Source organism: Paenibacillus sp. FSL K6-1096 (assembly GCF_037977055.1).
Classification (GTDB): domain Bacteria; phylum Bacillota; class Bacilli; order Paenibacillales; family Paenibacillaceae; genus Paenibacillus_AQ.
This window is the reverse complement of record NZ_CP150274.1, coordinates 1,470,758-1,485,647: the sequence shown is the minus strand read 5'-3', so window position 1 is coordinate 1,485,647 and position 14,890 is coordinate 1,470,758. Positions and strand designations below refer to the sequence as shown.

Below are 14,890 nucleotides of genomic sequence, written 5' to 3'. Positions count from 1 at the left end.
GTGAGGTCATCCAATGTCTGCTAACTCTGTGAGATCGCGCGATTTTCACCGGCTGTCGCCAGTATGGAATATCATCTTCAATATTATCGCCGGGGGCTTTGCCATCCTGTGTATCTTCCCGTTCCTGTTCGTCGTACTGATCTCCTTCACGGACGAAGGGGCGCTGGCGCGGGACGGCTATCAATTAATTCCGGCCAAATGGAGTCTGGAAGCTTATAAATATGTATTTAGCTCGGGGGATACGCTGCTCCGCTCGTATGGGGTGACGATTGCTGTAACGGTCATAGGTACAATTGTCAGCCTGATGATTATTTCCCTCTATGCCTATGCCATTTCACGTAAAAGCTTCAAATACCGCAGTTTCTTCTCGTTCTTTGCCTTCTTCACCATGCTGTTTAACGGCGGTCTGGTTCCGACCTATATTGTGGTTACTCAGATGCTGGGCCTGAAGGACAGCATTTGGGCGCTGGTGCTGCCGCTGGCGGTGAATGCTTTTTACATTATGATTCTGCGGACCTTCTATATTACCAGTGTACCGGATGCGCTGATTGAGTCGGCCAAAATCGACGGCGCGGGCGAGTTCCGCACCTTCCTGAAAATTGTGCTGCCGCTGTCCCTGCCGGGTCTCGCTACGATTGGATTGTTCAGCACCCTGGGGTACTGGAATGACTGGTTCAATGCCCTGCTCTATATTGATAACCCGAATCTGGTGCCGCTGCAGTCGATGCTGATGCGGATTGAGACCAGTATGCAATTCATTCTGCAGAATTCCCAGAACAGCTCCCTGAGCCTGGAAGCGCTCCGCTCCATGCCGCAGGATACCTCGCGTATGGCGATGGTGGTGCTGGCGACCGGACCGATTATTTTCGCCTATCCGTTCTTCCAGCGTTATTTCATCCAGGGTCTTACCGTCGGGGCGGTTAAGGAATAAGAGTTCATAGAGACAGATTCTGAAGGATACAGAAGGATAGCTGGGAACCAGCAGGAGAGAGGGAGTGGAGCCAGGATGTTATATAGAGACCGTACACAGCCCGTCAAGGAGCGGACGAAGCATCTGCTCGGGCTGATGACGCCGGAAGAGAAGGTCGGCCAGCTGGTGCAGCTGTTCGGATGGCAGACCTATAATCATACAGATGGAACCATTGAATTAACGGAAGATTTCAAGCGCCAGATCCGTGAAGGCGGCGTCGGCGCATTATACGGAACCCTGCGGGCCGATCCCTGGACAGGAGTTACGCTGGAAAGCGGGCTGGATGCGCGGGCCGGAGCGGAGGCTGTTAATGCGATCCAGCGTTATGCGCTGGAGCATTCCAGACTGGGCATTCCGCTCCTGATCGGCGAGGAATGCTCGCATGGGCATATGGCGATCGGGGCCACGGTATTCCCGGTTCCGCTGCTGATCGGCAGCACCTGGAATGTCGACCTCTACCGGGAGATGTCCCGGGCGGTCGCGCGGGAGACCCGGGCGCAGGGCGGAGCCGTAACCTATTCCCCTGTGCTGGATGTGGTACGTGATCCGCGCTGGGGCCGGACCGAGGAATGCTTCGGGGAAGACCCGTACTTAATCGGCGAATATGCCGCAGCCTCTGTGGAAGGACTGCAGGGCGAACGGCTTGACAGCAGCTCCAGTGTAGGGGCGACGCTCAAGCACTTCGTAGCCTATGGCAGCTCGGAGGGCGGCAGGAATGCCGGGCCGGCGCATATCGGTAAGCGGGAGCTGCTTGAGGTTGATATGTACCCGTTCCGCAAAGCGGTGGAAGCCGGTGCGGTCTCCATCATGCCCGCCTATAACGAGATTGACGGTGTGCCATGCACCACCAATGAGGAGCTGCTGGAGGATATCCTGCGCGGCGAATGGGGCTTTGAGGGCATGGTCATTACCGACTGCGGCGCGATCGATATGCTGGCCTCCGGCCATGATACAGCGGACGGCGGCGAGGATGCAGCGGTGCAGGCGCTCTCGGCCGGGATTGATATGGAGATGTCCGGCGTCATGTTCGGCGGATATCTGCTTACGGCGCTGCGCTCCGGGCGGCTGGAGGAGAAGCTGGTGGACCAGGCGGCGGCGCGTGTGCTGGAGCTGAAGTTCCGGCTGGGCCTGTTCGAGCAGCCGTATGCTGATCCTGATCAGGCTGAGCAGGTGATCGGCAGCGCGGAGCATGCGGAGCTGGCGCGCAGCGTGGCGGCAGAAGGGATTGTGCTGCTGAAGAATAACGGAGTACTTCCCTTATCTGCGGGTCAAGGAAAGGTTGCCGTCATCGGGCCAAACGCCGATATCGGCTACAATCAGCTCGGCGATTATACCTCGCCGCAGCCGCGTGACCGGGTAACAACAGTGCTGGCCGGTATCCGGGCCAAGCTGGCCGCCGAGCCGGAGCGGGTAAGTTACGCCCCGGGCTGCCGGATCAAGGACCACTCCACCGAGGGCTTCGGGCTGGCGCGCAAGGTGGCCGCCGAAGCAGATGTCATTGTGCTCGCGCTTGGCGGGTCGAGCGCCCGGGACTTCGGTGAGGGCAGCATCGATCTGCGGACCGGAGCCTCCAAGGTAACGGAGAATGCGCTAAGCGATATGGACTGCGGCGAGGGCATCGACCGCATGTCGCTGCACCTGTCCGGCGTTCAGCTGGAGCTGTTCAAGGAGCTGAAGGCGCTCGGTAAGCCGGTAGTTGTTGTGTACATCAACGGACGCCCTATCGCCGAGTCTTGGATCGATGAACAGGCGGATGCCATTCTGGAAGCCTGGTATCCGGGGCAGGAGGGCGGACATGCCATTGCGGATATCCTGTTCGGCGATGTCAATCCGTCCGGTAGACTGACGCTGTCCCTCCCGGAGGATGTTGGACAATTGCCGGTATACTACTTAGGCAAACGCTCCCGGGGTGCACGCTATCTGGAAGGAACTTCGCAGCCGCGTTATCCGTTTGGCTTCGGGCTCAGCTACACCGAATTCAGCTATAGCGGACTCCAGGTCGAGCCTGCGGTGATCCGGGCGGGCGGAACAGCAGAGGTTACCGTGGAAGTAGAGAATACGGGCTCCCGCAGCGGTGCGGAGGTCGTGCAATTATATATTTCTGATCTGGTCAGCAAGGTGACGAGACCGGCTAAGGAGCTTAAGGGATTCCGCAAGATCGTGCTGGAGCCGGGAGAGAAGCGGAAGGTGACTTTTGAGGTGAGTGCAGAGCATCTGAGCTATATCGGAGCAGAGTACAAGCCGGTGGTCGAGCCGGGAAGCTTCCGCATCGGGGTCGGCCGGAATGTGAACGATACGCTGAACACAGATCTTGTTGTCATGGAGGATTAAAGGATGGAGCAGATAAACATCGAACGGATTAACCGGTTCATCCGCGAATGCTCGCAGCAGCAATGGCTGGAATACCGGGTGCTTGAGGACTGGAAGGTCTTCTCCACCGTCTACCGGCAGCCGGGACATTATGACGAACCGCAGCCGTATCCGGGCAGCGAATCGTTCGGACTGTTTCCGAGTGTGCAAGGGACAACGTATTACTTCCGTATCACCCTGGATATCCCGGCGGACTGGACCGACGCGGACACCGGGCTGATCTTCCACTCCGGCGGCGAAGGGCTGCTGCGGGTGAACGGAGCCTCGCGGCAGGGGCTCGACCGCAATCATACCTATGCTTCCCTGATCCCGGAGACGGAGGGAAGACGCCCGGAGATTGAGATTGAGCTGTATGATCCGATTCCTGAGCCGGATGATCCGCTCAATAAGCAGGCGGTGATTCAGCCGCCGGTACGCTCCATCACCGCTGCACTCGTCCGGGTGAACCGGCCGGTGCAGTCGTTGATGTATACATTGACCGTAATCCGCGATTCGGCGCTGCTGTTGCCGGAGCAGGACTTCCGGCGTGTCCGCATGCTGGAGGCGCTGCATCAGGCGATGGATGCTTATGTGAATCTGGGGTCCGATGTTTCGCAGGCTGGTAAGGAGATACAAGCAATTGAACAGGAGCTGGCCGCGAAGGTGCGGGCCATCGGCGGCAACAGCGAAGGCTTCATTCATATGATCGGGCAGTCGCATATCGACATCGCCTGGTTATGGCCGACCCGGGAGACGGTGCGGAAGACCAGCCGGACCTTCTCGACGGTACATGCCCTGATGGAGGAGTACCCGGAATACCGTTATGCCCAGAGCCAGCCGCAGCTGTTCGCGTATCTGAAGGATAACGATCCTGAGCTGTATGCGAAGGTGAAGGCACGGATTCAGGAAGGCCGCTGGGAGCTGGTCGGCGGCATGTGGGTGGAGCCGGATCTGAATATTCCAAGCGGAGAGTCCCTGATGCGGCAGATGCTGTACGGGCAGCGCTTCTATCAGGAGGAATTCGGCCAGCAGTCCGAAATTGAATGGCTGCCGGACACCTTCGGCTATTGCGCCTCCCTGCCGCAGATTCTGAAGCACGGTAATGTCCGTTACTTCATGACTACGAAGCTTGGCTGGAATGATACGAACGTGTTCCCGTATGATCTGTTCCACTGGGTCGGCATCGACGGGACAGCACTGTTATCTTATATGAACCATGGCGTGAATGAGAATACGCTGCCGAAGGATGTCCACGAGCACTGGCAGTCCTACCGCCAAAAAGCCGTTCACAGCGAGCAAATGCTGCTCTACGGACACGGAGACGGTGGCGGCGGCGTGACCCGGGAGATGCTGGAATACCTGTCGCGCTCGGAGCTGATGGTAGGCCAGCCGGCCTCCGGCTACAGCACGGCGGCGGATTTCTTCGCCGGCATCGAGCAGGCAGCGCCGGAGCTGCCGGTCTGGCAGGGCGATCTCTATCTGGAGCTGCACCGGGGAACCTATACAACCCATGCGCGCAACAAGCGCAATAACCGCAAGGCGGAGATCCTCTACCGGGAAGCGGAGCTATGGCAGACCCTGGCCGGACACCGGCTGACGCCGCAGCGGCGTGAAGAGGTAGGGCAGGCTCTGCATGAAGGCTGGAAGCTGATTCTGCTGAACCAGTTCCATGATATTATTCCCGGCTCGTCGATTCCCGAGGTCTATGAGACCTCAGAGAAGGAATATAAGAATATTTTCGTCCTTGGGGAGAGCAGCCTGAAGTCTGTGATGGAGGCTGCTGTAGCGGATATTGATACCCGCAGAGAAGGACAGCCTTATGTGATCCTGAACGGTCTGGGCTGGACCCGGGATATGGTAGCCGAGCTTGCGGTGGCCTCTGATGTGGAGCCTGCCACTGCCGCCGTCTATGACGGGAACGGAACACGGCTTCCGGCAGAGCTGGCTACAGCAGGAGAGCAGGCAGTGCTGCGTGTAAGGGTGCCGGAGGTTCCGGCGTTCGGTTATGCAACCGTATGGCTGCGGGAAGACGCGCAGGGTGCGGATGCATCGGATGCAGGCAACAACTCCATCCCTGCGGCGGACTCCGCTGCGTTCGATGACAGCTGGGAGACCGGCTATTACCGGCTCCAGTTCAACGAGCTGGGCGAGATCATCAGCCTGTATGACAAGGAAGCCGGGCGTGAGATTGTGAAGTCCGGGGAAGCGCTGAACCGGCTGCATTTCTTCCACGACCGTCCGATTCTATGGGATGCCTGGGATATCGACAGCCGTTATGAAGAACAACCTGCCGGAGCGGCGGTGCTGCTGGAGAAGCGGCTGCTGTCCGCAGGTCCGGTCTGCGATGTATTGTTCTTCCGCTGGAGCCTCGGAGAATCGGAAATCCAGCAGGAGCTGATCCTGTACCACGCCGACAAGCGGATCGACTTCAAGACGAAGGTGCAGTGGCACGAAGCCCACAAGCTGCTGAAGGTTGGCTTCCCGATTGATGTAGTGACCAGCAAGGCCACGTATGAGATTCCCTTCGGCGCACTGGAGCGGACCACGCACCGCAACACCAGCTGGGAGCAGGCGCAGTACGAGGTCTGCGGACACCGGTATGCCGATGTGTCGGAGCATGATTACGGCGTCAGCCTGCTGAACGACTGCAAATACGGCTATGACACGCAGGGCAGCACCATCCGTCTGTCACTGCTGCGAGCACCGCGCTGGCCGGACCATTCAGCGGATCAGGGAGAGCATGAATTCACGTATTCCCTCTATCCGCATAGTGAAGACTGGCGCGCAGCGCACACCCAGCGTAAGGCTGCCGAGCTGAATCACGCCTCTTATGCGGTAGCCTGCGCGGCAAGTGCAGGGCAGCATCCGTCCGCCGGTTCCCTCCTTCCCTACGAAGGGAAGCAGGTGGTGCTCGATACCGTCAAGCTGGCGGAAGACGGACGCGGCAGCATCCTGCGGCTGTATGAATCAGCCGGTGGACGCGAGACCGTGCGGATCAGCTGGCCGCTGCCGCATTCGGCTATCTACCTGTCCAATGCGCTGGAGGAAGAGACTGAACTGCTGCCGGATGAAGACGGCGTGCTGACGCTAGACTTCCATCCGTTCGAGATCAAGACGATTAAGATTATTCATCCTACTATAGATTAAGCAGAAGGAGACTACTACCTTGGAACAATTCAGACTTCCCCGCATCGAGATGCCGGAGCTTGCGCTGCCGTCATCCATTCAGGCCGTGCTGGCCGACGCCGAAGCGAAGCTGGCCCACCGGCCCAAGCTGCAGCGGCTGTTCCGCAACTGCTTCCCGAATACACTGGAGACGACCACCAAGCTGCTTGATGACGGAACCACCTTTGTCATTACAGGCGACATCCCGGCCTGCTGGCTGCGCGATTCGGTGGAGCAGGTTATACATTATGTGCCTTTTGCCGCGGAGGATGCTGATCTGCAGCGGATTATCGGCGGGCTGATCAAGCGCCATACGGAGTATGTGCTGATCGATCCTTACGCCAACGCGTTCAATGAATCGGCCAATGACTGGCACTGGAATGCCGCCGATGTGACCGAGATGTCGCCCTGGGTGTGGGAGCGCAAATTCGAGATCGACTCGCTGTGCTTCGTAATCCGGCTGGCCCATGCCTACTGGGAAGAGACGAAGCAGACCGATTTCTTCACCGCCGATTTCAAAAAAATGCTCCGCGTCATCACCGACCTGTTCAAACGCGAGCAGCATCATGCCGAGCAGTCCCCGTACCGCTTCACCCGGAACAACGGGATTATCGAGGATTCCATCCGTAACGGCGGCTTGGGGATGCCTGTGAATTACACCGGCATGATCTGGTCCGGCTTCCGCTCCAGTGACGATGCCTGCGACTTCCATTACAACATCCCGGGCAACATGTTCGCGGTGGTGGCGCTGCGGCAGATGCAGGATTTTGCCGAGTGGGTCTTCCGGGACCTGGATTTCCTGGCTGAGCTGAAGGAGCTGGAGCAGGAGGTCGATCACGGCATCAAGCTGTACGGCATCTACCGCCACCCTGAATTTGGCCCGATCTATGCCTACGAAACAGACGGCTACGGCAATTACAGCCTGATGGATGACGCCGGAACGCCGGGCCTGATATCCATTCCGTATCTGGGCTATCTGAACAATGACGATCCGGTCTACCAGAATACGAGACGCTTCGCGCTGAGCAAGGAGAACCCGTTCTACTTCGAGGGTAAGGCCGCCAAAGGAATCGGCAGTCCGCATACCCCTCCGGGCTATATCTGGCATATGGCGCTGTCGATGCAAGGCATTACGGCAGACAGCAAGGAAGAGCGGCTGGCGGTCATCGCCATGCTGGAAGCGACCGACGCCGATACCGGCTATATGCATGAAGGCTTCCACGCTGACGATCCGTCCGTGTTCACCCGCAAGTGGTTCGCCTGGTCGAACAGCTTGTTCTCGCAGCTGATTTTGCGGGCGCTGAAGGAAGGCATTCTCTAAGACAAATATACTTTTTCACAGATAAAGGAGACCTGAGCATGAGTACAATTATTGGAGAAGCATTACCGAACATCCCTTGGCAGGAAAAGCCTGAAGGCAGCAACTCCCCAGTATGGAGATATTCCGCCAACCCGATCATCCCGCGCAACGCCATTCCGAACTCGAACAGTGTGTTCAACTCGGCGGTCATTCCGTTTGAAGGCGGCTTCGCAGGCGTGTTCCGCTGTGATTCGCGGTCGGTCAGCATGGATATTTTTGCGGGCTTCAGTGAAGACGGTGTGAACTGGAAGATCAACCATGAGCCAATCGTCTTCGAGGGCGATGAAGAGATCACCAAGCGCGAGTACCGCTATGATCCGCGTGTCTGCAAGATTGATGACCGTTATTATGTGTCCTGGTGCAACGGGTACCACGGGCCTACGATTGGTCTTGCTTATACATTCGATTTCAAAACCTTCCACCAGCTGGAGAATGCCTTCCTGCCTTATAACCGGAACGGGGTGCTGCTCCCGCGTAAAATTGGCGATAATTATGCGATGCTCAGCCGTCCGAGCGATACCGGGCATACGCCGTTTGGCGATATTTTCTACAGTGAGAGTCCTGACCTGACCTTCTGGGGCAAACACCGCTATGTGATGGGCACGGTGAACGGCGACGCTTCCGCATGGCAGTCCAAGAAGATTGGTCCGGGGCCGATTCCGATTGAGACCGACAAGGGCTGGCTGCTGATCTATCACGGCGTTATTAACACCTGCAACGGATTCGTCTACCGCATGGGTGTTGCGCTGCTGGATCTGGATCAGCCTTGGAAGGTAAAAGCCCGCTCACGCAACTATATCCTCGGCCCGGAGGAGTTATATGAATGTGTCGGCGATGTGCCGAACGTGACGTTCCCTTGCGCGGCACTGACCGATGCGGCTACCGGACGGATTGCCATCTACTACGGCTGTGCGGATACGGTGACGGGGCTGGCCTTCACAACCGTGGATGAGCTGATGAGCTATATGGATGAATATCCGCTGGAGATTGAGGGGTAACCGGCTATGACCACAAAACAGACGGCACATATTATCTCGCATACGCACTGGGACCGGGAATGGTATCTGCCTTATGAACGCCATCATCTCCGGCTGATTCAGCTCGTGGACACGCTGCTGGATACGCTGGAGCAGAACCCGGATTTCCGCAGCTTTTTCTTCGACGGGCAGACGATTATCATTGAGGATTATCTGCAGGTCCGTCCGGAGAACCGGGAGCGGCTCATGCGGCATATCCGGGAGGGACGGATCTACATCGGGCCTTGGTATATTCTGCAGGATGCGTTCCTGACCAGCCCGGAGGCCAATGTGCGTAATTTACAGCTCGGGCATCAGGATGCGGCAGTCTATGGGGAAGTGTCCAAAATCGGCTATTTCCCGGATACCTTCGGCCTGACCGGACAGATTCCGCAGCTTATGCAGCAGGCGGGCATTACCAACGCCTTCTTCGGGCGCGGGGTGAAGCCGACGGGCTTCAATAATATGGTATCGGATGACGGGTACGAATCCTCGTTCTCGGAGCTGGTCTGGGAAGGGCCGGACGGCTCGCAGGTGCTGGGCATCCTGTTCGCCAACTGGTATTCTAACGGGAATGAGGTTCCTGTTGAGATAGAGGAGGCCCGCCGCTTCTGGGAACGCAAGCTGGGCGATGCCCGCCAGTATGCCGCGACCGACCAGCTGCTGTTCATGAACGGCTGCGATCACCAGCCGCTGCAGACCGACCTGCCGGAGGCGATCCGCACGGCGGAGAAGCTGCACCCGGAGGTCGCCTTCGTTCACTCGAACTTCCCTGATTACATCAAGGCAGTGGAAGCTTCACTGGCCGGCCGCAGTCTGTCCACGGTAAAAGGCGAGCTGCGCAGCCAGCGCACGGACGGCTGGGGAACGCTGGTTAATACCGCGTCCGCCCGCGTGTACCTGAAGCAGCTCAACCAGCGGGGCCAGGCCATGCTGGAGAAGGTGGCCGAGCCGCTGGCGGTTATTGCGGGGCTGCACGGCGGGGATTATCCGCATCACCTGCTGGATTATGCGTGGAAAACGCTGCTGCAGAACCATCCGCATGATTCCATCTGCGGCTGCAGCGTGGATGAGGTGCACCGCGAGATGGTCACCCGGTTCGACAAAAGCTATCACATGGCTGAGGGCATCGTAGCCGATAGCATGCAGGCGATCACCGCAGCGGTCGACACCTCCGGCTTCGCCGCTTACGGGGAAGAGGCCGTTCCGTTCGTGGTCACGAATACCAGCGGCTGGAGCCGCACCGGTACGGTGACCGTAGAACTGGATGCGGCCCGCCAGTATCTGCGCGACGGGCTGCCTCTTGAAGAGAATGCACGGTTGATGCAGGCCGTGAACCTGGCCGGACGGGTCCTGGTCGATGAACAGGGCCAGCCGCTTCCTTGTACGGTGGAGGATCTCGGCCTGTCCTTCGGTTATGATCTGCCGGATGACCGGTTCCGCCAGCCATATAGCTGCCGCAAAGTGCGGCTGACTTTTGAAGCGGCGGATGTTCCGGCGCTTGGGCTGCGCACCTATGCCTGGGTGCGTCCTGTTGGGGCAGCTGCCGTTGAAGAAGCCTCCTCGCTGGTTCAAGGTGAGCGCGTACTGGAGAACGATACGCTGCGGGTAGAAGTAATGGCTGACGGCTCCTTCACGCTGGAGCATAAGCCGAGCGGCAAGATTTACCGTGACCTTGGTGTGTACGAGAATACCGGTGACATCGGGAATGAATATATGTACAGAGCGCCTGCGGGTGAAGTGCCGCTGACGACTCTTGGCCTTAACGCGGATATCGCCGTTATTGAAGATACGCCATACCGGGCTGCCATCGAAATCAGCCATGCCTGGGAGATTCCGGCTTCGGCCGATGCCCTGCTGGAAGAAGAGCAGCGGGCGCTGGTCTATTACCCGGAACGGCAGGCTAAGCGTAGTAGCGCTACTGTAACCCTTAAGCTGCGGACTGTTTTAAGACTGGAGCGCAGCGGCAAAGGGCTGGAAGTGAAGAGCTATATCGATAATACGGCTAAAGACCACCGTCTGCGGATGCTGTTCCCTGCGGATCTGACTGCAGCCTCGCACCGTGTGGATTCGATGTTCGAGCTGGCGGAACGCCCGAACGAGCCGGCACCGGAATGGCAGAACCCGAGCAATGCGCAGCATCAGCAATGCTTCGTGGATGTTGCCGGGGAGAATGCCGGCCTCACGGTCGCTAACCTTGGATTACACGAATACGAGATTCTGCGGGATGACCGCAATACGATTGCCGTTACGCTGCTCCGCAGTGTCGGCGAGATGGGCGACTGGGGCTGGTTCCCAACGCCTGAAGCCCAGTGTCTGGGTGAACAGACAGCGGATATGCTGCTGCTGCCGCACAGCGGGGACACCGTAAGCTCTGGTGCTGCCGCTGCTGCTTACCAGTTCCAGATTCCATGGACCTCGGCGCAGGCAGAGGTTCATACAGGGACGATTCCTGCCGTGTATTCGGCCGTCCGCTGGAGCGGCGTGACCGCTGCCTTCTCCTCCATGAAGCTGAACAAGGAGCGCGGCGATGTGCTGCTCCGCTGGTTCAACCTGACGGAACAGCCTTGCGAGCTGGAGCTGGAGCCTGAGCTTCCGCTTGCCTCTATCTATACTTCGAATATACTGGAGGCAGCAGGTGAAGAGCTTCAGACTGAAGGTACCGCTTCAGTTAAGCTTCCGCTTGGCGGACATGAGATTAAGACAGTAGGCATCCGGCTGCGTTGATCCATGAACAGAAGGAGGAGGTGGGAAGAGTATGGATATGAATGAACCAGTAGAGCGGCGCGCCTCCAATAATGGCCCGCTCACTGTTGTGCAGCAGCAGATTGCGGCGGCATCCGGGGAGCCATGGCGGCTGTCTGCCGGGTCCAAGGCCCGGATTGTGGACAATCCCAGGTCTGAGGGGAACATGGTCCTGAACGATACCATCTTCATTGTTCTCTCGGAGTATGCAGGCAGTCTGACACCCGCTGACCAGCTCTTGCCTGTCGTTTACGGGGAGTGTGAGACACCTGCTTCGGGCGATATCGTTATTGAATTGACGGATCATGAAGCTACTGGAGACCTGGACAGCCAGGAAGCTTACGTCATTGACATCGGAACTTATGCGAAGATCACCGCCTCAAGTGAACGGGCGGTGATATATGGTCTGCGGACATTGCTGCAGCGGCTGGCCGATGACGGTTCCGTGCCCTGCGGCACCATCACCGATTCCCCTGTCATGCCGGAGCGGGCGCTGCATATCGACATCGGCCGCAAATTTTACAGCGAGGACTGGCTGCTGGAGCGGATCAGGGAGATGTCCCGGCTCAGGCTGAATACGTTACAGCTGCATTTTTCCGAGAACGAGGGCTTCCGGCTGATGAGTGAGAGCCATCCTGAGGTGGTGTCGGAGCAGGCTTTAACCAAGCAGGAGATGAAGGCGATTATCCATGCCGCCCGGCGGTATCATATCGACATTATCCCTTCGCTGGATTCACCGGGGCATCTGGGACAGGCGCTCCGCGCTCGTCCCGATTGGCTGCTTAAGGATTCATCGGGAAACCCGGCACCGGGTGCGCTGGATATCACGAATCCGGCAGCCCGCCGGTTCGTGCTGGAGCTGATTGACGAATACGCCGAGTTGTTTGCCGGCAGCCGTTATTTTCATATCGGCGGAGATGAATTCATCAACTTTGCAGAGTTCGACAAGTATCCTCAGCTCGCGGAATATGCTCAGAATGTGCTGAACATCAGCGGCGGTACGGGTGTGGACACTTATATTGATTATCTTAACGAGGTCGCTGAGCATCTGGAGTCTAAGGGCTGGACGGTCCGTGCCTGGAATGATGGCCTCTATCGTGCGGATCAGATCCAGCGGGTCGCACCCAAGCCATCCATACAAATTACGTATTGGACGAAGTGGCACCCGATGATGGCCCCGGTGGAGGACATTCTGGCCAAGGGTCATCAGGTAATCAACTACAACGACGGTTACTTGTATTATGTGCTGGGCGAGCATGCAGGCTACAAGTATCCGACAGCCGGGAAAATCCGTGCCTCCTGGCATCCCGGCCTATTCCCGGCCCGCACCGGGGAAGTCAAGCAGGAATACACCGGAGCCTATCCGCGTGAACTGGTCGGCACCACCTTCTCCATCTGGAGCGACAAGCCGGAAGCGCAGAGCGAAGCGGAAGTGGCGGCTGGCCTCCGCGGCCCGCTGCGGGCGATGGCGGAGTTAGCCTGGCTGGGGAAGCAGGATGCGGCTGAGTAGACAGTGAGTAGATGGCTGAATAGATGGCTGAATAGAGAATTAAGTAAACAAATCGTATATTCTTTATGATTGCAGCAACGGATACCGTCCTCTTTAGGGAGAGGTTCGTTGCTGCTTTTTTGTGTGAATGCGGAAAAACGAACACAATGGACGCGGTGGAGGCGCGGGGTTCAAATGTAGTCGAAAAACAGGCATGACAAGGCAGAGGCCTTGTCACCCCCAGGAATGAAAATAAGTGGTTGGCATCCGTCGCATCCATTCTAAATGAGGCTGTAGTCGTCAACACTTACATATACAAATCAAAGGGCGGAAACGGTTACTGGGACCCACCCCGTTCGAAAAACCGTTCTATTGCGCTTTTCGAGCATCGCCTATTGTAGCCCCCAAAAGTACGTGTATTAAATTACACTCACTCGAGCGCATGATTTGTAAACTGACGATGGAGGATGGTAGGAATGGATGCTGTACGTATGTGTTGCGCCGGTCTGGACGTGCATCAGGAAACCGTTGTAGCCTGCGTGTTAAAAGGACCGATCGAACAGAAACCCCAATATCACCTGAAAACGTTTGGGACGACAACCAAAGAATTGCTCGGCCTGCAAGATTGGCTGAGTGAACACGGCTGCCGGGAAGTGGTGATGGAGAGCACCGGCGTGTTATGGAAACCGGTATGGAACATCTTAGAGGGCAGTTGTGACCTCGTCCTGGCCAACGCCCGGCGGGTAAAGAATACGTCGGGTCGAAAAACGGACATGCAAGACGCGCGCTGGTTAGCGCAATTGCACCGTTGCGGGCTCATTGAAGGCAGTATGGTGCCCGAACAGGACATCCGGGATTTGCGGGATTTGACTCGTTACCGGAGTAAGATGGTGCAGGCGGTGACGGCGGAGAAAAACCGCATTCACAAAATCCTGCAGGATGCCAACATCAAACTAACCACCTTTATGTCCGATCTCTATGGGGTTACGGGACGGGGCCTGCTCCAGAAGATCATGGACGGCGAGGTCGTGGACGAAGTGACCGTTAAAAACCTGGTCAAAACCCGTTTAAAAAAGAAAGTTCCGCAGCTACTCGACGCGCTCAATGGCAAGTTGCGCCGTCATCATCGGGAGATGATTCGAGACCACTGGGACCACTTGGTCTATTTGGAGAAAAGAATCACGGAACTGGAAGCGCGAATCGAGGCGAAGGCAGAACCGTACCTGGAGGTGATTGAACAAATTGACTCCATTCCAGGAATTGAGCGGACGTCTGCTGTGACCATTTTTGCCGAAGTGGGGCCGCATGTCGCGGAAATGTTCCCGAGTGATGCGCAGTTCGCTTCATGGGCGGGAGTGTGTCCAGGGAACAACGAAAGTGCGGGAAAGCGAAGAAAGTCAAAAACGATGCAAGGGAACAAGCATCTGAAAGGTGCGTTGTGTCAGGCGGCTTGGGCGAACGCTCGCTCCTCGAACCGGATCGGCCAATTCTTTCGACGAATCCGGAAGAGACGAGGAGATAAAAAAGCAAACGTCGCCACGGCGCATTTGCTGATTCGAATCCTCCATGCCCTGATGCGGGAGAAGAGGTCATACCAAGAAATAGACGTCTCACTAGGCGATGAGACGTCCAAGAAAAACAGGTTGGATCGGTACGTTCAATATATCCAGCAGTTAGGATATAGCGTGCAACTAAATCCTACCCCATAGTCTTCCCTTTTTCAAAAAAACGAAACGTTTTTTGGGGGCGGTGGGTCTTTTTTTGTCAAAACCCAGTCTGCGGCGCGTTTTCCGGTA

8 protein-coding genes are annotated in these 14,890 nt (G+C 57.3%); all 8 read left to right on the top strand.

All coding sequences use genetic code 11. The features are described 5' to 3' along the window. Window positions 1-13: 13 nt before the first annotated feature. Window positions 14-931: a carbohydrate ABC transporter permease gene (locus MHI24_RS06675; protein ID WP_340024799.1), complete on the top strand. Its 918-nt coding sequence runs from the start codon at window positions 14-16 to the stop codon at window positions 929-931. Between the two features lie 75 nt (window positions 932-1,006). Beyond that, window positions 1,007-3,301 (top strand): glycoside hydrolase family 3 N-terminal domain-containing protein, encoded by a 2,295-nt coding sequence (locus MHI24_RS06670; protein WP_340024798.1) that lies wholly within the window; start codon window positions 1,007-1,009, stop codon window positions 3,299-3,301. Between the two features lie 18 nt (window positions 3,302-3,319). After that, on the top strand, window positions 3,320-6,466 hold the full coding sequence (locus tag MHI24_RS06665; protein ID WP_340026619.1) for an alpha-mannosidase: 3,147 nt from the start codon (window positions 3,320-3,322) through the stop codon (window positions 6,464-6,466). Between the two features lie 19 nt (window positions 6,467-6,485). Further along, window positions 6,486-7,805, top strand: a complete 1,320-nt coding sequence (locus tag MHI24_RS06660) for a glycoside hydrolase family 125 protein (protein WP_340024797.1) — start codon at window positions 6,486-6,488, stop codon at window positions 7,803-7,805. A 38-nt stretch (window positions 7,806-7,843) separates the two neighbouring features. Then, complete coding sequence (locus tag MHI24_RS06655; RefSeq protein WP_340024796.1) at window positions 7,844-8,842, top strand: glycoside hydrolase family 130 protein; 999 nt, start codon at window positions 7,844-7,846, stop codon at window positions 8,840-8,842. Window positions 8,843-8,848: 6 nt separating this feature from the next. After that, entirely contained in the window at window positions 8,849-11,587 is a 2,739-nt protein-coding gene (locus tag MHI24_RS06650) for an alpha-mannosidase (RefSeq protein WP_340024794.1), read from the top strand. Between the two features lie 31 nt (window positions 11,588-11,618). Then, window positions 11,619-13,115 carry a glycoside hydrolase family 20 protein gene (locus MHI24_RS06645; RefSeq protein WP_340024793.1) on the top strand — a complete coding sequence of 499 codons (1,497 nt, stop codon included), beginning with the start codon at window positions 11,619-11,621 and terminating at the stop codon, window positions 13,113-13,115. 455 nt (window positions 13,116-13,570) lie between these two features. Next, the gene (locus MHI24_RS06640) at window positions 13,571-14,803 is read left to right on the top strand and encodes an IS110 family transposase (RefSeq protein ID WP_340020827.1); all 1,233 of its coding nucleotides are present in this window, start codon (window positions 13,571-13,573) and stop codon (window positions 14,801-14,803) included. Window positions 14,804-14,890 lie beyond the last annotated feature (87 nt).

Excerpts from the sequence above, each read along its gene's own strand:
- MHI24_RS06650 (WP_340024794.1), top strand. The coding sequence starts at position 8,849 with ATGACCACAAAACAGACGGCACATATTATCTCGCATACGCACTGGGAC.
- MHI24_RS06640 (WP_340020827.1), top strand. The coding sequence starts at position 13,571 with ATGGATGCTGTACGTATGTGTTGCGCCGGTCTGGACGTGCATCAGGAA.
- MHI24_RS06655 (WP_340024796.1), top strand. The coding sequence starts at position 7,844 with ATGAGTACAATTATTGGAGAAGCATTACCGAACATCCCTTGGCAGGAA.
- MHI24_RS06645 (WP_340024793.1), top strand. The coding sequence starts at position 11,619 with ATGGATATGAATGAACCAGTAGAGCGGCGCGCCTCCAATAATGGCCCG.
- MHI24_RS06675 (WP_340024799.1), top strand. The coding sequence starts at position 14 with ATGTCTGCTAACTCTGTGAGATCGCGCGATTTTCACCGGCTGTCGCCA.
- MHI24_RS06670 (WP_340024798.1), top strand. The coding sequence starts at position 1,007 with ATGTTATATAGAGACCGTACACAGCCCGTCAAGGAGCGGACGAAGCAT.